At 41.0% G+C, this 19,677-nt stretch carries 18 protein-coding genes and 2 pseudogenes; 11 read left to right on the forward strand and 9 right to left on the reverse strand.

Annotated features, from left to right (window positions below; all coding sequences use genetic code 11):
• Nucleotide 1 precedes the first annotated feature (1 nt).
• Nucleotides 2–802: a Uma2 family endonuclease gene (locus V7K35_RS10670; RefSeq protein ID WP_335078733.1), complete on the reverse strand. Its 801-nt coding sequence runs from the start codon at nt 800–802 to the stop codon at nt 2–4.
• A gap of 36 nt (nt 803–838) precedes the next feature.
• On the opposite strand from V7K35_RS10670, the pseudogene V7K35_RS10675 reads away from it, so the two are divergent.
• Together V7K35_RS10675 and map are read left to right on the forward strand one after the other, a co-directional pair.
• Nucleotides 839–982 (forward strand): annotated as a pseudogene (locus V7K35_RS10675) (copper-binding protein); the annotation flags it as partial.
• 170 nt (nt 983–1,152) lie between these two features.
• Complete coding sequence (gene map, locus V7K35_RS10680; RefSeq protein WP_335078735.1) at nt 1,153–1,980, forward strand: type I methionyl aminopeptidase; 828 nt, start codon at nt 1,153–1,155, stop codon at nt 1,978–1,980.
• A 392-nt stretch (nt 1,981–2,372) separates the two neighbouring features.
• On the opposite strand, the gene V7K35_RS10685 is transcribed toward map, so the two are convergent.
• Nucleotides 2,373–3,668: a hypothetical protein gene (locus V7K35_RS10685; protein ID WP_335078737.1), complete on the reverse strand. Its 1,296-nt coding sequence runs from the start codon at nt 3,666–3,668 to the stop codon at nt 2,373–2,375.
• 209 nt (nt 3,669–3,877) lie between these two features.
• On the opposite strand from V7K35_RS10685, the gene V7K35_RS10690 reads away from it, so the two are divergent.
• Both V7K35_RS10690 and V7K35_RS10695 read left to right on the forward strand, forming a co-directional pair.
• Nucleotides 3,878–5,281, forward strand: a complete 1,404-nt coding sequence (locus V7K35_RS10690) for an amidase (protein ID WP_335078739.1) — start codon at nt 3,878–3,880, stop codon at nt 5,279–5,281.
• Between the two features lie 2 nt (nt 5,282–5,283).
• The gene (locus V7K35_RS10695; RefSeq protein WP_335078741.1) at nt 5,284–5,997 is read left to right on the forward strand and encodes a Crp/Fnr family transcriptional regulator; all 714 of its coding nucleotides are present in this window, start codon (nt 5,284–5,286) and stop codon (nt 5,995–5,997) included.
• 62 nt (nt 5,998–6,059) lie between these two features.
• On the opposite strand, the gene V7K35_RS29660 is transcribed toward V7K35_RS10695, so the two are convergent.
• The 4 genes and pseudogenes from V7K35_RS29660 to V7K35_RS10715 all read right to left on the reverse strand — a co-directional run bounded on the left by V7K35_RS29660 (nt 6,060) and on the right by V7K35_RS10715 (nt 8,270).
• On the reverse strand, nt 6,060–6,299 hold the full coding sequence (locus tag V7K35_RS29660; RefSeq protein WP_442939711.1) for a transposase: 240 nt from the start codon (nt 6,297–6,299) through the stop codon (nt 6,060–6,062).
• A gap of 38 nt (nt 6,300–6,337) precedes the next feature.
• Complete coding sequence (locus tag V7K35_RS10705; protein ID WP_335078743.1) at nt 6,338–6,694, reverse strand: hypothetical protein; 357 nt, start codon at nt 6,692–6,694, stop codon at nt 6,338–6,340.
• 66 nt (nt 6,695–6,760) lie between these two features.
• Nucleotides 6,761–7,240: pseudogene (locus V7K35_RS10710) on the reverse strand (GNAT family N-acetyltransferase); the annotation flags it as partial.
• 163 nt (nt 7,241–7,403) lie between these two features.
• Nucleotides 7,404–8,270 carry an aldo/keto reductase gene (locus V7K35_RS10715; protein WP_335078745.1) on the reverse strand — a complete coding sequence of 289 codons (867 nt, stop codon included), beginning with the start codon at nt 8,268–8,270 and terminating at the stop codon, nt 7,404–7,406.
• Between the two features lie 371 nt (nt 8,271–8,641).
• Here V7K35_RS10715 and V7K35_RS10720 point away from each other — a divergent pair, with 371 nt between their 5' ends.
• The 3 genes from V7K35_RS10720 (at nt 8,642) to V7K35_RS10730 (ending at nt 10,693) form a co-directional block, all read left to right on the forward strand.
• Nucleotides 8,642–9,193, forward strand: coding sequence for a hypothetical protein (locus V7K35_RS10720; protein WP_335078747.1), 552 nt, complete (start codon nt 8,642–8,644; stop codon nt 9,191–9,193).
• Between the two features lie 427 nt (nt 9,194–9,620).
• A complete protein-coding gene (locus tag V7K35_RS10725; RefSeq protein ID WP_335078749.1) occupies nt 9,621–10,064 on the forward strand; it encodes a hypothetical protein in 444 nt (147 codons plus the stop codon).
• 365 nt (nt 10,065–10,429) lie between these two features.
• Nucleotides 10,430–10,693 (forward strand): DUF3146 family protein, encoded by a 264-nt coding sequence (locus V7K35_RS10730; protein WP_069070640.1) that lies wholly within the window; start codon nt 10,430–10,432, stop codon nt 10,691–10,693.
• A gap of 86 nt (nt 10,694–10,779) precedes the next feature.
• Here V7K35_RS10730 and V7K35_RS10735 read toward each other — a convergent pair whose 3' ends face one another.
• The 3 genes from V7K35_RS10735 to ntcA form a co-directional block, all read right to left on the reverse strand.
• Nucleotides 10,780–11,232 carry a Holliday junction resolvase RuvX gene (locus tag V7K35_RS10735; protein ID WP_334793391.1) on the reverse strand — a complete coding sequence of 151 codons (453 nt, stop codon included), beginning with the start codon at nt 11,230–11,232 and terminating at the stop codon, nt 10,780–10,782.
• A gap of 145 nt (nt 11,233–11,377) precedes the next feature.
• A complete protein-coding gene (locus V7K35_RS10740) occupies nt 11,378–12,868 on the reverse strand; it encodes a DUF3084 domain-containing protein (protein ID WP_335078751.1) in 1,491 nt (496 codons plus the stop codon).
• A gap of 168 nt (nt 12,869–13,036) precedes the next feature.
• Nucleotides 13,037–13,708 (reverse strand): global nitrogen regulator NtcA, encoded by a 672-nt coding sequence (gene ntcA / locus V7K35_RS10745; RefSeq protein ID WP_010998529.1) that lies wholly within the window; start codon nt 13,706–13,708, stop codon nt 13,037–13,039.
• A gap of 380 nt (nt 13,709–14,088) precedes the next feature.
• Between ntcA and fabI the strand changes: the two genes are divergently transcribed.
• From fabI to V7K35_RS10765, 4 genes are all read left to right on the forward strand, one after another.
• Nucleotides 14,089–14,865: an enoyl-ACP reductase FabI gene (gene fabI, locus V7K35_RS10750; protein ID WP_335078753.1), complete on the forward strand. Its 777-nt coding sequence runs from the start codon at nt 14,089–14,091 to the stop codon at nt 14,863–14,865.
• A 74-nt stretch (nt 14,866–14,939) separates the two neighbouring features.
• Nucleotides 14,940–15,581 carry an imidazoleglycerol-phosphate dehydratase HisB gene (hisB, locus tag V7K35_RS10755; protein WP_335078755.1) on the forward strand — a complete coding sequence of 214 codons (642 nt, stop codon included), beginning with the start codon at nt 14,940–14,942 and terminating at the stop codon, nt 15,579–15,581.
• 184 nt (nt 15,582–15,765) lie between these two features.
• The gene (locus V7K35_RS10760; protein ID WP_335078757.1) at nt 15,766–16,734 is read left to right on the forward strand and encodes an ABC transporter ATP-binding protein; all 969 of its coding nucleotides are present in this window, start codon (nt 15,766–15,768) and stop codon (nt 16,732–16,734) included.
• Between the two features lie 252 nt (nt 16,735–16,986).
• On the forward strand, nt 16,987–18,450 hold the full coding sequence (locus tag V7K35_RS10765) for an SLBB domain-containing protein (protein WP_335078759.1): 1,464 nt from the start codon (nt 16,987–16,989) through the stop codon (nt 18,448–18,450).
• Nucleotides 18,451–19,677 lie beyond the last annotated feature (1,227 nt).

Below are 19,677 nucleotides of genomic sequence, written 5' to 3' on the forward strand. Positions count from 1 at the left end.
ATTAATCTAGCTCATCAGGATTCACGCCTAACTGACGCAAACGTTCTGTTAATTGTTCTGCCTTTTCTCTTGCTTGAGCCGCTTCTTGTCTTGCTTGAGCCGCTTCTTGTTTAGCCGTAACGGCTTCTTCTGTGGGTAGTGGAATTAATTCTCCTGCTAAGGTAAACCACCTTAACCACAACTTGGGAATATCTTGAAATGACCCCTGCCATAATCCCAAACTTAAACCCAACTCTGGCATTGGTAAACGTCCCTCAGTCAAATTCATCGGTTCATAGTGAGCGCCTACTAGCTGAAAAGCTTGGAGTTCATCAGTATAGTGACTAAAAACAATATAGTAGGGAATCCGCAGAATTCGCTCATAAACTTCCCATTTGCTGGGAGGCTTATGGGCTGCGTTTTTTTTCATGCCTAAATCTTCCGCTTCTGTACCTGGAGATAATAATTCCACTACCACAAAGGGATTTGCTGGTTCTTGCCAAGTTACATAACTTAAACGCAAGTCCTCCCCTTTGTAGAGTTTTGATACTCCTACCACACCAAACCAATCTGGGCGCTTATACCATAGAGGATGCTGGAGATCATAGTAGAGATTAAGGTCAGCAGCGCTGTAAACTAATTCTGGATTCCAGATAGTGGGTTGAAAAGTTAAGTATAAAAGTAAAGGCTGTAAAAAGTGAAAATCGTCTGGCAAACCTGGTTCCTCTGGGTTATCACTTGGTAAATCATACATCGTTGGTAGGGTTTCCCAAGGAGGAAGGGGAGGGTCAGATTGAGGGATAAAGGGAGGAGAGGAAGTCATAAGCAGTTTGGCAGGAAATTGATTAATTATATTGATAAATGCTATCAGTTGCGGTTAACTAATCCTAGTCAACTGAAACACGATTTTACCGCCAAAGATTTTGCCGATGACATCTGAACGCAAAAACTCGAAGCGGGGAAAGTAGAAATTAAAGGAGCCATTCATGAATTGGAACTCAAGTCCAACACATCAGGAGTACGTGAATGTGTTATTGTATATACGTTAGCGGCTAAACTGGAAGAATCCCTATCAGAGATTGAAATAACTTAAATATAGATATTATTTCTCAAGTAATCTAGAGAAAGCATTGATACTTCAGCGGCAGAGCCACCAGTAATTATTAATTTCCTATGAACATTTTCAGTAACTTACTTCCTCAAACAACTCAGCCTACAACATCGAAAAAACAGCGCCGAGGAATTGAAATTAAATCGCCGCGTGAAATTGAAATCATGCGGCAATCAGCGACAATTGTGGCAACTGTCCTAAAAGAAATTTCCGAGCTAGTAAAGCCAGGAATGACAACGGCTGATTTGGATGCTCATGCAGAAAAACGCATCCGCGAAATGGGTGCAACACCGAGTTTTAAAGGATATCACGGTTTTCCAGGTTCTATCTGCTCCAGCATTAATAATGAAGCAGTGCATGGTATTCCTAGTCCTAAGAAAGTCATCCGCGTGGGGGATGTATTAAAAGTAGATACGGGAGCTTATTATCAAGGCTTTCATGGTGATTCTTGCATTTCAATTGCTGTCGGTGAAGTGACGCAAGAAGCTGCTAAATTAATTCGCGTAGCAGAAGAAGCTTTATATAAGGGCATTGAACAAGTAAAGGCTGGTGTATACCTGCTTGACTTAGCTGGAGCAATTGAAGACCATGTGAAACTTAACGGCTTTAGTATAGTCGAAGAGTTCACTGGACATGGTGTCGGTCGTAATCTGCATGAAGAACCTTCAGTATTCAACTACCGGACCCGCGAGATGCCAAATGTTAAACTCCGTGCGGGGATGACGCTGGCAATTGAGCCAATTTTAAATGCGGGTTCTAGACACACGCGGACATTATCTGACCGTTGGACAGCAGTCACTGTGGATAATTCTTTGTCGGCTCAGTTTGAGCATACAGTGTTGGTGACAGAGACTGGTTATGAGATTTTGACTGACCGTTCTAAGGTGTAATTGTTAATTGTAATTATCTGTTGTTGAGAGAGGTGAAGCGTCAAAAAAAGGCGATTTACCTCTTATTTTTTTATGAAAATCGAAAGGCTCGGATTCGTGACTTCTTAGATAAATCATAAATATCTTAATCGGTTTTTAGTTTTGAATTATTTATCTGATCGCCGCATAGTTAGTTTTATAAAGGTTTAGGGATTGTAAAGATTAGTAATCAATTTTCGTAATTATTGGAATTTCTAGTTCGATTTTAAGTTGTAGGTTTAGATATACTATTGCGAGGAATTTTATGATACTTTTAAAACATCCTCTGATAAATCGATTGCCTGTTGCCATTTGTCTTGCGCTTCCTACCGAACTAATAGTGAATGAGACGAATTTTGTACAAATAAATTAGCTTATATTGCTAGTTTTTGGGCTGACTCTAAATTTGCTAAGGCTTTCTTTTGAATTAACACTCTTTGACTTATAGATTTATAGTTAATTCGATAGTAAGCCAATTTCTTCTTTGCGCGCTCAGAAACTGATGTTTCATTAGGAATACTATCTAACAAGATTATTGCCTGATACCATTTAGTTTCTGCTTCTTGCCAGACTTGTAGAGGATGCGGCGGATTTTGAACCAGAGAAGCAGCCTCCATACCGAGTTTTTCAGCAGATTTAAACTTGGCGATGGCGGAGCCATCGTCTGCGACGAACGCACTTCCTTCTTGAGTTAAACTTAGACTTTGCTCTTTAATTTTCCAACTACCAAAACCTAAGATTAATAAACTTGAGGCTACTATCAAACCCAAACGCACTATTTTGTGTGTCGAAAACTTTGGTACTCTTTTTACTTGCTGGCTAATAATTGATTCTTTACTAATTTCTTGTTCAATCTTTTTCAAGGCTTGTTCTGCCTGTTCCCTTAAAGTATCACCCTGAATAATTAAAGCAGCAATTTGTTCATGGAAAAAATCACAATCATTAAGAATATCTGTCAACTCTTGAAATTTACCATCACTCGATATAATTAATTCGTGATCGTCATCTAACCACTCTAAAGCGAAGCCAGATTTACCATAAAAAGCAGACACACCTAATAAAATATTTAATAAACTATGACTATTTTTAATAGTATTAAAAATATAATTCAATTTTTGTTGTAATTGTAATAGCTCATTTTGATAATTGCTGATTTTCTGAATTTGATGCTCTAAAAGATTAAAGTTGTCCAAATTTAAGTTAATCTTTAAACTTTTAGCAATTACCTGAAAATTAGCGGTTAGGCTAAGATGATTAATATCAGAATTTATTTGATTTACCAACTGAATATCACTGAGAATATCGGCGGCTATTGCCTGCAAAAAATAACCCCATTCAATCCAAGAATCAATTTTTGATTGTAAATCAGTTAATGAAATTTTAGTTTCTGAGTTGCCAAATTTTTCTGCTATGGCTGGATCTACTAATTCAATACTAGGTATAAAAAAACTAGCTGCTATATTTATGCGAGGTAGTGTAGCGATCGCAGAATTGTTGATATTCTCAAATTTCAATTCCTGAGCAATTAATTTTTGAATATTCCGTAGTTGTTCCTGAGCATTATTGATCAGAATAATTTGTTCCATGATTTGATTAGAATCGCCAATAGTCAGTCTGAGACTCTGAATCAGTGTTGGCAGTTCACTAACAAGTATTTCTAGGTTAGCCATAAATGCCCCTTAGGGATTTGTCGAAAGTTTATGCGAAACAATTAAAATGGCTTGAGTAAGAACATAACCACGCCTGTTGTATCTTGAGCATCCTGAGTGAGTGACATATCTCAGGAGCTATAAAATGTATAGTTCCCGGAAATCCTGCTAAAGTAACAATTGAAGTTTCAAAATTTCAGAGAAAGCCAAAATTACCCATTCACTAACTTATGAATGAAGTTGATTTAGCGTTTACCCCAGCACTAGAGTTGGCGCAATTAATTCGTCGCCGGGAAGTATCACCGCTAGAGTTGGTGGAAATATATTTAAAACGGATTGGGCAGTTAAATCCCCAATTAGGAAGTTATTTTACGGTGACAGCAGAACTAGCGATCGCAGATGCCAAAGCCAAAACAGAATTATTGACAACTACCTCCGAACTACCGCCATTTTTTGGGGTGCCGATTTCCATTAAAGACCTCAATGCTGTAGCGGGTGTCACCTGTACTTTTGGAAATCCGGCATTACTGAACAACATCCCTAACTATGATGATGGGATTGTGACGCGAATTAAGCAAGGTGGGTTTACTATTCTCGGTAAAACAGCCACTTCTGAATTAGGTTCATTTCCATACAGCGAACCTACGGGTTTTCCCCCAGCCAGAAATCCGTGGAATTTAGAATACACCCCTGGCGGTTCTAGTGGTGGCGCAGCTGCGGCAGTAGCGGCGGGATTATGTGCGATCGCTCAAGGTTCTGATGGTGGTGGTTCAATTCGGGGGCCTGCGGCTTGTTGTGGTTTGGTGGGACTAAAACCATCTAGGGGCAGAGTGAGTAAAGCACCTGTGGGCGAACGCCTTGCTGGAATTGCCGCCAACGGCCCAATCGCCCGGACTGTGGCTGATGCTGCTGCCCTTTTGGATACCATAAGTGGCTATGTCACAGGCGATCCTTACTGGTTGCCCGATCCTGAACCATCATTTCTCGCCGCCACTCAGACAAAACTCGGTGCTTTGCGAATTGCCTTTGACACTAGCATTTCTCCTTTGGGAGAAGCTGACGCCAACTGTCAGCAAGGTGTCCGCCAAACAGTCAAGTTATTAGAACAACTTGGTCACCACGTTGAACAGAAATCCCCGGATTTTAGTGGTTTAGTTGAACCGTTTCAAATCGTTTGGCAAGCTGGGGTAGCTGCGTCAGGACTTCCTGTTGAAGCCTTGCAGCCAGTGAATCGATGGCTATTTGCCCGTACAGGTTCTGTTGCAGAATACCTGCAAGCAGTTTCCCAAATGCAGATAGTGGTACGGCAGATTGTGGCGTTTTTCGATACCGTGGATGTGCTGGTATTGCCAGTTTATTTACATTCACCTATCCGCGTTGGGGAATGGGCTTCGCTCAGTCCAGAAGAGACATTCCAAAATATTATTGAATGGGTTGCCCCTTGTCCACCTGCTAATGCAACTGGACAACCTGCGATCGCAATTCCTGTAGGCTTTGATAGTAAGGGTTTACCCATCAGTGTGCAGCTAATTGGCAAACCTGCGGCTGAAGCTACCCTGATCAGTCTAGCAGCACAATTAGAAGCGGCTAACCCTTGGATTGATCATCGTCCAGCCTTTGCAATATCGGGCTAATTATGCAGGCATCCCTGGAACAACTTTCACAAATTATTGTGTTTTCAGGTTTAGAAACAGCAGACAAAGTAAATTTGCAACCTTACACTCAAGTGCAACGCTATCGCAAAGGAGAGATTATTCTGCATGAGAGCGATCGCTTACCAGCAAAACTATATGCTGTTGTCAGTGGATCAATTCAAGTTACCAAAACAGCGATAACGGGGAAAGAAACGATTCTCCGCGCCTTAACTGCTGGAGAAATTTTTGCGGCTCCAGCTTTATTAGGAAATGGAATTTCTCCGGCAACTGTGACTGCTGAATCTGATTGTGAGATTCTGACTGTAGAGCGAGATGCTTTATTAAAAGCTATTGGGCAAAATCCAGAAATTGCATTACGAATGCTGATGGTTTTTAACAGTCGGATTCAGCAATTGCATGAAACAGTCCACGGATTAGTTTCTGAAAGAGCTATTGTTCGTCTTGCCAGGTTAATTCAATATTTTGCTACTGAATCGGGAACTAATTCAAGTCCACAAGGCGAGTGTTTAAAAGTCAAGTTATCTTATTACCGCATGGCTCGGAGTAGCGGCATTACTTACGAAGAATGTGTGCGGTTAATAAAAAGTCTCAAATCAGTAATTACCTATCGTCGGGGTGGGACGATTATAATCCTTGATGCTGATAAATTGGATGCGATCGCTTCTGGGACAATCCCACCTGAACATATTAACTAATCCGCTCTAGACAAATCCGGTTTTATTTTTGAAAAAGACTACAAAAGAATATAAATAATGTCTCAAATTTGCGCGTTTCTAGTAAAACCTTTTAAGGTATATATAATAATGAATTCTAAATCAGAGCGCAACTTAGAAATTATGTGCAAGTTAATTTTGCGAACCATCTGCAAAGCATTGTTGTTACCAAAGTGACCATTTAGTACTAAATACGTCAGGGGAATAAAGCCAGTTAATAACTTGAATAGTGTTTTTGAAGGTAATTCTCTAAAAGCCCAATTTTCTACTACTGTTATATGCAATTTTGCTTTATTTATTGTATTTTTATCTCAAAAGCGTCTTATAGAGCATCTTTACTATCCGATTCCCAACATGAAATACATAAAGTAATTTGATTGTCTCCTAGACGTTTCATCTCTTCTGGTGAAAATGACATATTACACTGTTCTTCATATTCGTAATATATCCACACGGATATATTATCTTTGTGAACCCCAAGCATAGAAAGCTTTTGATATTTGTCTTCTAGAAGATTTAAAAATCTATCTACAAAATTTACTGGAGAGTTAAAAGCTTCTTCAATAAGTATTTGCTCCCAATAACAATTATTAGAGTTAGTATCAACACCCAAAATATCATTGACTATTTTTATTTTGTCTTTTCCACAATTAATTCTCAAAATATATGTATACCTCACGGTGTGGCTCTTAATTTTCTTTTTACTTAAATATTTTAGTATTCTTTCAGCATGAAAGGAGTAGAACTAGACACAAAGCTGTGATGTTTTCCACTCGTGGTCAAGGATAGCGTAAAGAAAGTTGTCGTACCATCTACCTTTAATTAACTCTTTTTCTCGTAGATGACCCTCACGAAGCATACCAATTTTTTCTAATACCCTTACAGAAGCAACATTCTCTGCAACACACCAAGACCAGATACGATGCATTCCCAGTTCTTCAAAGCCGAACTTTAAAATTGCCTGTGCTGCTTCTGTTGCATAACCTTGTCCCCAATACTGAGTATTTAGTTCATAACCGATATTTGCTTCCCGCATTTTTGCGTCGTTTACACGAATACCACAATTGCCAATAAGCTGAGTTTCTTCTTTGAGGACAACAGCTAACTGAAACTTTGTGCGTGGTTGCTCTTTTTGCTCATCAATAAACATCTGGATAAACTCGCAAACATTTTTCTGTGTGCGGTGCGTCCAATCGTTGTAACGCAAGTACAAAGGATCAGATTGATAAACAAAAACCGCCTGCTAGTCTGCCTCTATAAAGTCACGCATTAGCAAGCGGTGTGTTTCTAAGATCATGTCTTTTCTCTATGCGCTGAGTGCAGGCAATCTAAGAATTTTAACTTTTACATTTTGCACCCTGCTAAATCTATGTAAGCTAATGAAATAATTAAATTGCCCGATCAATTTTTTGCACTTCTTGATCAGATAGTTTCACATTCATAGCTTCTGCTGAGTCTTCAATGCTGGAAATCTTGCTAGCACCAGGAATTGGCAAGATAGCGGGCGATTTTGAACGCAACCACGCCAAAACTATATTATACACGGACACGCCTTTTTCTTTAGCTAACTGAGCGATCGCAGGAATATCCTGCAAGTCCTGATGGCGACGTCTACCACCCAACGGACTCCAAGGCAAAAAGGTCAATCCTTGCTGTTCGCAATACTTCAACACGCCATCTTTTTCTGGCTGTCGTTGCCAAGGGCTATATTGATTCTGCACCGAGATAATATCTACCACATCCCGCGCCTGCTTAATTTGTTCAACGGAAAAGTTAGAAACTCCCACAAACCGAATCAAACCAGCCTCCACTGCTTCTTTAACTGGTGTAAGGGATTCTTCAATAGTGTAATTAGTATCAGGGGAATGGTATTGCCAAACATCGATGGGTTTAGCACCACCCAACGCCTCAAAACTGACTTGAATTGTTTGGCGCAAATGTTCTGGGTTGCCGTTGCTTGTCCAATTGCCATTGGGACGCATCAAACCGCCCTTAGTTGCCACAATTACTTTGCTAACATCGCCTTTGTAACTACTAAGTGCCTTGTGAATTAATTTCTCGTTGTGGTGCTTATCTGACTCATCTTTGCAGTAAGAATCGGCAGTGTCAATAAATGTAATACCCAGATCCAAGGCCCGATGAATAACTTGGATTGATTCCGATTCGGGAGGGCGATTAGAAATTGACATGGGCATACCACCCAAACCGATCGCACTCACAAAGATACCAGTTTTTCCTAGCTGTTTGGTTTCCATACTTCTAGCTATAGCTTTCTGCCCCAATTATCTACCAGCTAGCCAAAGATTTTTTAGGGATTCATCGGAAATCTTCCCTAGTACTTAGATTTGGCGATAAGTGAATGGGCTATCAGGGGAATACTCTTCTTAGGGATTAAGTATTCTATACACAGGCACTGATGAAAATTGTAGAGGAAACCCGTACTAGATTGCAGCTAAAGCATCAACCACTTAGATATTGGTTCAGCGGGTGGTGCATTTTTACTATCTGTTTAAGCTTTTTGATTTACTGCTTAGTTTTTGATTCTGCTTCAGTTAGTCTCAGTTGTACTCGACCTTCACCAAACCAAATTAACTGTGAATTGAAGCGGTTTAATTTGCTGGGAAGTATGGAGAAACTCAAAATGTTTGATCTCCAGGAAGCATACATTCTTACAAAGACTGGTAGCAAAGGAGCAAAAACTTATCAAGTTATGATTGTGACTCCATTTGGAGACTTTGCTCTGCTGTCACATGTTAGCTATCAAGAGAATCAAGAAGTTGTCTTTCAAATCAACGATTTTATCAACTCTGGGCAAACTTCCCTATTAGTGCAGCAGAATCAACGGAATTATCTATTTTTCTTAAATTTATTTACATTGATTATTATGGCGATCGCTGCTTTTTTCGCCACATCACCTGTAACTATCTGCACCTTGTATAAAAGTGTCGATAAGGTATTTATCGAACGTAAAAGTCTGCGTGGTAACCAAATTATTGAACATCCATTAGAATATATTTTACGTTTTGATATCCAAGCAAAGCAATATAAATACTCCAAGCTTTATCGGGCTGTAATTGTGCTTAAATCCTTCAAGAAAATCCCAATTAATCCACAATACACTGATGAAAGCAGCATCCGATATGTAATTTATAAAATCAACTCATTCCTAAGATCGTAACAAAAATAACTTGCCCAGTTTTGACTTATTTAAACTTCTGGCAATCTATAATTTACTGAAATTATACCAAGTTTACCCTTTGCTTGTTGAATCAAAAACATAATGATTACAAGCATTGGCATCACTAAATTTATTGCTCTACTTTAACATCAGCACTTGTCAATAAAAAAACTGGAATAATCAGAATTTCCAATTGAGAAAATAGAATGCTTAACACACTTGCCATTCTGGCTTCTGGCTCCTGACTTGTGAGTTCTTCTTAGTCAACTACAAATACTCAATGTTTTGCATAAATCGTTTCAATACCTATAATTTATGATTTATGAAGATTTTTTAAGAAATTATGTATGATGTAGCTACTAGCACTACATTGCAAGGTTGATAAAGCTTATTAGCTTGATGTAATTAACCAAAAATTAATTAAAATATGAAACCATTAGCATTAGGTAGTTCCTTGTTAACTATTGTTGGATCGGTAGTCAGTTTAACACTGCCTGCAACAGCAATCAACACTGCATTCTTTGCCAAGACAACACAGACTCTTTATTTGCCTACTACTGGAGGTCAGCAACTCAGACTAACGCAAATTTTTCTTCCTGCTGGTCAGTGGGTAATTAATTATTCAGCGACAGCTGTAAACTTTGGAGCGAATGACACCGTGCGATGCTCTGTCCGCGCCAGAGAAACAGGTCAGAATTTTTCTGAACACGTAGCCGTCGTTGGAACACAACAGGGTGCATCTCTGGGATCTACAATCAGTGGGGTTACACTCGCTAATTTAATTGAGCCAACCACAATGGTTCTTACCTGTACCCATGATACCACTGGTACGAGATACATTGATGCTGGTGCTGAGATAGTCGCTTACTAAGCAACCCCTTAGAAGTTGTTTGAAAAGTGGTTTGTTGTGATTTTAGTCAAATTTTTACCCCCCTTAATCCCCCCTTTATAAGGGGGGAAACAATAAAAAAATCCGGTTTCCTCCCCTTTATAAGGGGAGGGTTAAGGTGGGGTAATAACATTTGACACATCAATCATGACTTTTCAAACATCCTCTTAAAGAAACCTTATTGGGTATAGCCGCGACTTCAGGATACTGGAGTCGTTTTGCTTATTAACACAACCTAGTCAACTAGAAATACTCACTTTGTCAGTTTGTCTAATTAAGCTATGTTTAGTAAATAAAATAAGTAGCCTACATGAGCGGCTGTTATTCCACACTTGACATAAAGCATTGTGAGTGCAAAACGTCTGCCAGAAACCATTGCCCATGTCAGAATTACCCGCCAATCCTGGCAACACGGCTTCCTTGAGGGTGAAGTGAGTGCAGGTGAGTTTGAGTGGCATTTCCAGTGGCATTTTCGCCGGGGAGAACTTGCCGTCAAGCCTTCCCAAGGCCGCGCCTTAATCAAAGAACCCCTCGGTCGATTTTTGGAGCAACAAGATTACCAGCTAGAGCCTGGAGGAGATTATGCTTTTACTATTCGGGCGGAACTTTAGGAGTTAGGAGCCATTCAATTTTGGATTTTGGATTTTAGATTGGAGAAAAAAGCGTTCGACTGAGCGCTCACGCCGAAGTCTAAAATCTAAAATTGGCTGACTGCTGATTCAGTGAGGCGATTTAAGTACCTTTCGATTAAGAGGATGGCAACAATGTCATCTATCGGTCTTGGTGGCTGTCGCAGACCCTGGGGCAATAGCTTTATTAGCCCTTTGGGCGGGAACATTTGCCAATAGCGATCGCGTGCTTCTAAAGTTGTGTAGCGCTCATCTACTAAAATGATATTCAGCGGTTCTGTCAATTCCTGATATAATTGCTGTCTCCACTGCTTGGCTGTAGTTTGGTCTCCCATGACCATCAAGGAGATCGGAAACTTTTGACGCAGTGTCTCAATGGTAGCGATCGCCTCTTTTGCTAGCACGACCTGATGATAATGCAGTTGCCGATCCAGTCCCATCACCGCTAAACCACACTTATCTCGACCTGGATCAAACCCCAAAATAACTGGTTGCGTTGGTGAAAATTCACGGAAAATCATAATAAATTAAAAATTAAAAATTAAGAATTAGAAACGTTCTCATAGCATCTCGTAAACAAGAAATGCAATCACAGCAAGTATTTTAGTTGCTGTTCAAATATGTTTAAATCTTACTAATAACAGTGTGCAAATATTTTTTTATTTTTTAAGTACTAAAAATGATTTGTCCGTTTACTATTGCCACTAATTTTACTCTCAATGGCCCGGCTGTATAAGTGTCCTCTGCTGCGATCGCTTTGATCTCCAATGGTTGATTATACTGTCTTAATTGGGTGACAAAGCGTAAGAAAGTCCCTTCTACTTGCACATTTTCGACGATTCCGGCGTTCCGGGCCCGAAATTGGGAAGCAGAAATCAGTATTTCCAGTCGCTGCTGTAATTGATAGGATGTCATGGTTTTGGAATCAGCAGTAGTCGTTGCCAGCACTGCACCTCCCGAAAAAACCAGTTGATTCCGGGCTGTATCGGCGAAAAATTCTATCTGCTTTTCTCCCCTCACATAATTACCAGCCGAGAAAATTCGCACCACGTATTCTTGACCATCGCCAATCTGCTTGCTTAATTGCTCAACCCTATCCTGGGTTACGCGCAATAGCTCTACATTTGCCGGATTTGCACCAGGCTCACTTAATTCTAGGTTGGCATTGCGATTGGCTTCTTGTAAAAGTTGTACCACTGCTTGACGAGCAGCACCAGGTTGGGTAACACGAACTACAGCAGCAGACAGAACTTGACCACGAACTAAGGCCAGCTTACCTAGACGCAGGTCGCGGTAGGACTGATAATATTTTTCCAACCTTGCAACTTCCATTTCTAGCTGCTCTTGTTGTGCTTCCAATTCTTTGAGGCGCGATTCTCGTGTGGCAATCACTTGCTCTCGCGCTGCAACTTCTACATTCCGCTTTTGAATCAACTGATCGAGTTGGGAGATTTTTTGATCGCGCACTTCTATGGCTTCTTGACGGTTAGCTAGTTCGCGATCGCGTTTTTCAATAGCTGTTTTGGCTTCGTCAATAGCTTTTTTAGCTTCAGCGTACAGTCGTTGACGTTCTGTTTTTAGTAGTTCAACTGCCGCCTGTAGCTCCTTTCTCTGATTGTAAACGCTTTGCAATTCAGCTATAGCTTTTTGGTACTGAGGTACAACTTGTTCTAGCTGACCTTGAGTGCGTTGGAGTTGAGTTTGAGTTTGGGCTTGTTGGTTAATCGTGCGGTTCAACTGAACTTGGGTTTGGCGTTGTTTGGCATTCGCCGCCTGCAAATATTGATTGATTACCTGCAAGTCTTGTTGTGCTTTTGCTTGGGCAATTCTTGCTTGGTTTAGCTCACTCTCTACCTGACTTTTCTGAGTTTCTGCGGTTTTTAGCTGTTCCCGCTTCTGCCTGAGGTCTGTTTGAATATCCTCTAATTCAAAGACTCCCTTTCGCAAGCCTTCATCGGCAGCGAATAAAATCCCTAAAGTTGATGCTGAAATCAAACCACCCGTAAAAATTGTTACTAGTACAGCAGTATTTTTCGGACGAAGATTAAAAAGTGAGAGGCGGGCTTTGCCAACTCGTGTGCCGATGCGATCACCCACGGTTGCAATTACGCCTCCCAGAATTAAAATTGCTGCGATGAGGATGTATCCGGTGGTCATCTTTAGCTACCGAAATCCTTCCAGATACAGCCTACTACTTTTAACCATTGTCTGGAAATAAGTGGAGATTGGCAATAGCAGAAATTACTCAATTTTAGATTTACCTCTAGCTATTAGTGTCATTTTTCAAAATACAACACGCGCCGATTCCCCTTTCTCCAGTTGCATTTATGTGAATTGCCTACTTAAGGTAACAGGTTTGTGCACAGTAATTTTCTTTTTGTGGATAGAAATCATCTTTTTTTCACGCAAATCTCCCAGTAGCCTAGTGACAGTAACACGAGTTGAACCAATTGCTTCTGCGATCGCTTGATGAGATAACTTCAGATCAATAGTGATCCCATCTGCACAAGGAACCCCAAAATCCCGACAAAGAATTAACAAAAAACTCACCAACCTGGAACCCATATCTCGGTGAGCGAGAGTTTCAATCATCATCTCCGTCTGTAAAATGCGCGAAGACAGACCTCGCAACATTAACATTGATAATTCTGGATTTTCCTTGAGTGCTTGCTCCACTTGTTCAATTGGTGCTGACAGTAATTCCACAGGGGTAAATGCAACCGCATGGTAAAACCTATCCGACTTATTTCCTGTCAGCAAAGACAATACACCAAAAACACTATTTTCTCGCAGCAGTGCTACCGTTATTTCCTCTCCTGCCTCGTACACCCTGGAAAGTTTAACAGCACCTTTCAAAAGAAAATAAACTCGTTCGGCAGGATCGCCAGGAAAAAAGATCGTTTTATTGCGTTCAAACGTTTCCACAACTGGCGGAAACGCCCCGGTCGCCATCTGACGAAATACATTTGCTAGGGCTTTATCTTGTGTCACGATCATCTCCCTTCCCCTACCCAATGCCGGAAAAACAAAAACTGATTACCTAAGAATACACCTGAAAAATGAATAAAGCACCGTCAACCTTTCTGTACTTTCCTATACTCAAACTAATCGCTTCATAACTCTTTGTTTATAATGATACATAATTGTTGATCCTTTCAGCTACTAGTTCTTGATAAGTAGTTCCAATAGCTGTATTAAAAAGGGTTTTTTAAAGAACAAATAAAGATATCTTGAGAATATCTTTAGGAAAAATCAAGATTTTTGTCACAGGAAACACTCTTACCAATATTCATTTTTGTAAATCCTGTGTAAAACAAAGACAAAACGTGCCTCAGATTCTAGTATGCTCCTAATGATCGATCGCATTAATAATTTCTATGCTGAATCTGACTGGAAAAAATGCTCTTATTACAGGTATTGCCAATAACCGCTCGATCGCCTGGGGCATCGCCCAACAGCTGCATAAAGCCGGAGCAAACCTGGGTATTACCTACCTGCCGGATGAACGCGGCAAGATGGAGAAAAAAGTTGCGGAATTGGTAGAATCCCTCAACCCCAGCTTATTTCTTCCCTGTAATGTCCAAAATGATCAACAGATTCAATCTACCTTTGAGGCAATCCGTGATCAATGGGGAAAGCTAGACATTCTCATCCATTGTCTTGCCTTTGCTAGCAAAGATGATTTGAGTGGAGATTTTAGCCAAACCTCTCGTTCAGGCTTCAACACCGCCTTAGAAATCAGTACCTACTCGCTGGTGCAGTTAAGTGGTGCAGCTAAACCTTTGATGACGGACGGAGGTAGTATCGTCACCCTGACATATTTAGGCGGTGTCAGGGCAATCCCTAACTATAACGTTATGGGAGTTGCCAAGGCGGGGTTAGAAATTAGTGTGCGTTACTTGGCGGCTGAACTAGGACCGCAAAATATCCGCGTCAATGCCATCTCCGCAGGTCCCATCCGCACTTTGGCATCTTCAGCGGTAGGCGGGATTTTGGATATGATTCATCATGTAGAAGAAGTAGCTCCCCTACGACGTACCGTTACTCAGTTAGAAGTGGGCAATGCTGCGGCTTTCTTGTGTAGTGATTTGTCCAGCGGCATTACCGGACAAGTTCTATATGTAGATGCAGGATATGAAATTATGGGAATGTGACGCGATAAAGTGAGGAGTTAGGAGTTAAAAATTCATAACTCATAACTCCTAACTTGTAACTTTTTCTCCTCCCCATGCAAACAACCAATCGCCAAGTTAATTCAAGCTACGACCAGTCAACTAAAACCCCTCGGATTGCTACTGTTCACCGCACCACTGGTGAAACCAATGTGCAAGTTACCATCAACCTGGATGGTAGAGGAACTTGCAGCGCAGCAACTGGCATTCCGTTTTTGGATCATATGTTGCATCAAATTGCCTCCCACGGGCTGATTGATATAGATGTTCAAGCCAAAGGAGACTGGGAAATTGATGACCACCACACCAACGAAGATGTAGGCATTACCTTAGGGCAAGCTTTGAACCAAGCACTGGGCGACAAAAAGGGCATTGTCCGCTTTGGTAATTTTCTCGCACCACTGGATGAAGCCTTAGTTCAGGTAGCACTAGACTTTTCCGGACGTCCTCATCTTAGCTACGGCTTGCAAATTCCTAGCCAGCGGGTAGGAACCTATGATACCCAACTGGTGCGCGAATTCTTTGTGGCACTGGTGAACCATAGCCAAATGACACTGCATATTCGGCAACTGGATGGCATTAATTCCCATCACATTATTGAAGCAACATTTAAAGCGTTTGCGAGAGCAACCCGGTTGGCAGTGGAAATTGACCCCCGTCGGGCTGGTGTCATTCCCAGTTCTAAAGGCGTTCTCTGAAAAGAGTCAAATGGGGCATTGAGCATGGGGCGTTAGTTATTCCCAGTCCCCAGTCCCTGATCCCCAATTCCCAATCCCCAATCCCCAATCCCCAATAATTGACACACTGCTTGGTGATGGTTATTATCAGCCTATCGGGTAACTTGTAATTTATACCAAGCTGGTAAATAGCGATTTAATCGAGATGAAGTCTGTTGCAGATGACCCTGATTCTCAACTTAACCCGACAGACACTCCGCCAGTAGTCCTAACTTCTGAGTTGCGAAAAGTCTATCGCACTGGTTTTTGGCTAAATCAAAAAGTCGTATCTCTCAAAAACTGTTCTTTAACGGTTAATAAAGGGGAAACCTTTGGGTTGCTAGGGCCAAACGGTGCTGGTAAAACCACCCTTTTAAAATTGTTGCTGGGAATTATTCGTCCTACTTCTGGACGGGGATTATTATTGGGTGAGCCACTAGGCGATCGCAATGTTAAGCAACATATCGGCTATCTGCCGGAAAATCCTTATTTGTATGACTATCTCACTGGCTGGGAATTTTTGCAGCTAGCAGCTGGGCTATTCCAAATTCCCAAAAGTGAACAACGCCAACGCATTCCCCAACTGCTGGAATTAGTGGGTTTATCCCAAGCCGATGCCCGCAAAAAGCTGCTGCGCCGCTATTCCAAAGGAATGTTACAGCGTGTTGGCATGGCACAGGCGCTAATTAACGAGCCAGATTTGGTTTTTCTTGATGAACCGATGTCTGGTCTTGATCCGGTGGGACGCTACCAAATGCGGGAAATTATCCTGGCGCTAAAAGCCGCTGGTAAGACAATTTTTTTTAACAGCCACATTCTTAGTGAAGTAGAACAGATTTGCGATCGCATTGCCATCCTCGCTCAAGGTGAATTAATTTGCTCTGGTTCCCTTAATGAACTCTTAGGCACAAAAAACACATATCACGTCAAAGGACAAGGTGGTGACTGGGAAATTCTCAAAAAATGGATACCTACTCTCAGATTTGAACCTGATGGTTCCTGGCAAGGTACACTACAAGACGATTACTATGATTTTCTTGCCAGTCTTCGTATCATGGAGGGTAAAATTATTGCCATGAACTTGTCGCGTTACTCCCTTGAAGAGTTTTTTATTCAACAAATCGAAAAAAAATAACTCACTGAATTAGTCTTGTTGTTTATTGCCAAACAGGAAATTTTGGGTGTTTAAAATTGCTATATCCATCAAGCAGGGTTAACTTTAAATTAACTTCACTAAAAATTCAAATTCAATCAACAAATTTCCTCCGGAAAATCACACTTTTCGAGGAAAATAAGAGTGTCGGGGAACTTGAATACTTAGGTATAGTCCAAATAAAAATGTTTAGACAGTACATTATTGATCGTAGTTTCAGAGTCTCAAATAAATATGCTTAACAGAAGTTTGTTTAAATTCCTAACTCAGCCAGTTGTGGGTGTGGCTTTGTTAACTGCTGTCAATGCCGCTGTGCCATGTATCAGTCTAGCTCAGGGACAACCATTATCACCAACTACACAAACACAAATAGATACTAATTATTCATTAGGAGGCGGCGATCGCATCCGTGTAAATGTATTTGAAGTACCTGAATATACAGGTGAATACCAAATTCCCCCAGGTGGAGCAATCAACCTACCTTTAATTGGCAGTGTGTCAGTCCTCGGTCTAACAACTGAACAGGCTGCTGACGAAATTGCTAGAAGATATGCTCGCTTCCTCAAACGTCCCTTAATCTCAATCAATTTGTTATCGCCTCGTCCCATCAATGTTTTCGTTGCTGGAGAGGTGACACGTCCAGGAGCTTACACTCTCAGCTTGAGCGGAGGCGCGGGAGATAATCCAGGCGTACAATACCCCACTGTATTAACTGCATTGACAACAGCACAGGGGGTAACCCTGGCTGCGGATGTGACTCAAGTTCAATTACGGCGTAAAATAGGACGCTCCTCAGAGCAAACCGTCAGTGTCAATTTGAAGGAACTCATTCAAACAGGCAGATTATCACAGGATGTTACCTTGCGAGATGGAGACACCATAGTTGTCCCAACAGCAACCAACTTCAACGTAGCAGAATCCCGCAATCTGTTTGCATCCAACTTTGCCGCTAGCCAAACCACACCCCGCACAGTAACAATTATTGGTGAAGTTAACCGTCCCGGTTCCTATCTTGTCACCCCAGGTAACACAGATGCCCAGGGGAACGCAACCCCTAACAACGTTAACAGTGGCACTGCCAATCCCGCTGGTCTACCAAATGTGACGCGGGTAATTCAACTAGCTGGGGGAATTACAGCACAGGCTGATGTTCGTAATCTCAGGCTACGCCGACCTACACGATCCGGCTCAGAACAAGCTATAGATATTAATCTTTGGCAATTATTGCAGAGTGGTGACGCTAATCAAGACATTATTGTGCAAGACGGAGATACAATTGTTATTCCGACGGCTACTGAAATCAACCCCGCAGAAGCTACTCAATTAGCTACCACTACTCTGTCTCCTACACGCATTCAAGTTGGTGTAGTAGGCGAAGTTAAAAAACCAGGCTTAACAGACGTTCAGCCGAATAGCTCTTTAAATCAAGCTATACTCGCTGCTGGCGGATTTAATGATGCCAGAGCTAGTAGTAAGGCTGTTGATTTGATTCGCCTTAACCCTAATGGTTCTGTCACTAAACGCATAGTAAAAGTGGATTTCTCAGCTGGGATTAATGAGCAAACTAATCCTATACTCCGTAATAATGATGTTGTGGTAGTCAACCGATCTGGTTCAGCTAAGACTGGCGATACTATAAGCACTATAACTGGGCCTCTAGGTGTTATCTTTAGTCTTTTGAATTTGATCGGACTTTAGTTTAAAATACAGATGTGAATTGGGGGCGTTGGTCAACCCACTGCGTCCCCCAAATTACACTATTTATGAGTCAAAGCTTAATAGTCAAGAGTTAATATAACCCTACTTAATCATTGAGAAAAGAGGAAAAAGCTGAAAAGTTTATAACTACGTACTTTTAACAAGAAAGAATTCAGGAGTCAAGAGTCAGGAGCCAGAATTCAAAATTGAATTCTGTGCGACTGGTGAGGCAGCGCGGTCTTCTCCCTACAGCCCTGCAAGGAGACGCTCTTTCGTTCGGGCATCCTACGGCAGGCGTTAACGTCTCCGCCAGAAGAAGGCTGGATGAATAAACGGGTTAAGTCCGCCACCAAATTTTCTTGTTTTGTGGTCAACTTTCGTAGTAGTGGGTCTGAATCCCCCACGCTCATTGATTCTGAATACAGAATCAATGAGCGTATTTTCTCAAGATTTAATTTTGATTGCTATAAAAAATAACTTTCTTATTCATAATGGGACTATTAAATTAACTCTTGTACTGCCTTTTGAGGGTAAGAATAAACGATAGAGCCGTACTCTTGTAGAGAAGCAAGCTACACAAAGCATCTTTTATTCCAAAGAAAAAGCTTTTGGTTTACTGAGAATAGCTGTTCTCGTACTCCTACAGACAAGCAAGCTACGCGCCGCCTCGACCATAAAAGAAGACAAGATTAGAGTACAGAACTGGCTTGCCTTTCGGATCGCTTACTCAAAAATTGTATTTTATATCCTCAAATGTGGATAGTTTTAGGTACTATTACTCATTTACAAATCCTGTAGACCTAAAATCATCACTGAAAATTATTAATATGCCATTGATAAGCTATTCCAAACTTTGTTTTAGTTACTCTAATTTTTTATGATAATGAGAATCTTTTAAAAGACAAAGGCGATAATTCTAGTCTCTGTCTTTATTCTAATAATTCTTTGATTATTATTATCATAAGAATTATTTAAGTAAATTAACTGATTGATGACAGATATACTATCTTAACCAAAGATACCGCGTATACACAGTACAATGATGTCGAATTGGAAATGATGGCATTTGTACAGTTGCTTCGTGTCCATTTATTGGGTATCTCTGGATACTGATAATTTTTCTTCAGTACTTTTACCAGATATGTGCCAGTTTTTGGAAAACGAGCTAAAAAGGCTTTTCAGCCGTATTTACGTGGAAATTCCCAGGTGGTAACCTAATAAACCATG

The organism is Nostoc sp., assembly GCF_036917275.1.
In the GTDB taxonomy this organism is placed as follows: domain Bacteria; phylum Cyanobacteriota; class Cyanobacteriia; order Cyanobacteriales; family Nostocaceae; genus Nostoc.

Bases quoted from the DNA above. Each gene is read 5' to 3' on its own strand.
- V7K35_RS10670 (WP_335078733.1), bottom strand. From the start codon at position 802: ATGACTTCCTCTCCTCCCTTTATCCCTCAATCTGACCCTCCCCTTCCT.
- map (WP_335078735.1), top strand. From the start codon at position 1,153: ATGAACATTTTCAGTAACTTACTTCCTCAAACAACTCAGCCTACAACA.
- V7K35_RS10685 (WP_335078737.1), bottom strand. From the start codon at position 3,668: ATGGCTAACCTAGAAATACTTGTTAGTGAACTGCCAACACTGATTCAG.
- V7K35_RS10690 (WP_335078739.1), top strand. From the start codon at position 3,878: ATGAATGAAGTTGATTTAGCGTTTACCCCAGCACTAGAGTTGGCGCAA.
- V7K35_RS10695 (WP_335078741.1), top strand. From the start codon at position 5,284: ATGCAGGCATCCCTGGAACAACTTTCACAAATTATTGTGTTTTCAGGT.
- V7K35_RS10715 (WP_335078745.1), bottom strand. From the start codon at position 8,270: ATGGAAACCAAACAGCTAGGAAAAACTGGTATCTTTGTGAGTGCGATC.
- V7K35_RS10720 (WP_335078747.1), top strand. From the start codon at position 8,642: ATGGAGAAACTCAAAATGTTTGATCTCCAGGAAGCATACATTCTTACA.
- V7K35_RS10725 (WP_335078749.1), top strand. From the start codon at position 9,621: ATGAAACCATTAGCATTAGGTAGTTCCTTGTTAACTATTGTTGGATCG.
- V7K35_RS10735 (WP_334793391.1), bottom strand. From the start codon at position 11,232: ATGATTTTCCGTGAATTTTCACCAACGCAACCAGTTATTTTGGGGTTT.
- V7K35_RS10740 (WP_335078751.1), bottom strand. From the start codon at position 12,868: ATGACCACCGGATACATCCTCATCGCAGCAATTTTAATTCTGGGAGGC.
- ntcA (WP_010998529.1), bottom strand. From the start codon at position 13,708: ATGATCGTGACACAAGATAAAGCCCTAGCAAATGTATTTCGTCAGATG.
- fabI (WP_335078753.1), top strand. From the start codon at position 14,089: ATGCTGAATCTGACTGGAAAAAATGCTCTTATTACAGGTATTGCCAAT.
- hisB (WP_335078755.1), top strand. From the start codon at position 14,940: ATGCAAACAACCAATCGCCAAGTTAATTCAAGCTACGACCAGTCAACT.
- V7K35_RS10760 (WP_335078757.1), top strand. From the start codon at position 15,766: ATGAAGTCTGTTGCAGATGACCCTGATTCTCAACTTAACCCGACAGAC.
- V7K35_RS10765 (WP_335078759.1), top strand. From the start codon at position 16,987: ATGCTTAACAGAAGTTTGTTTAAATTCCTAACTCAGCCAGTTGTGGGT.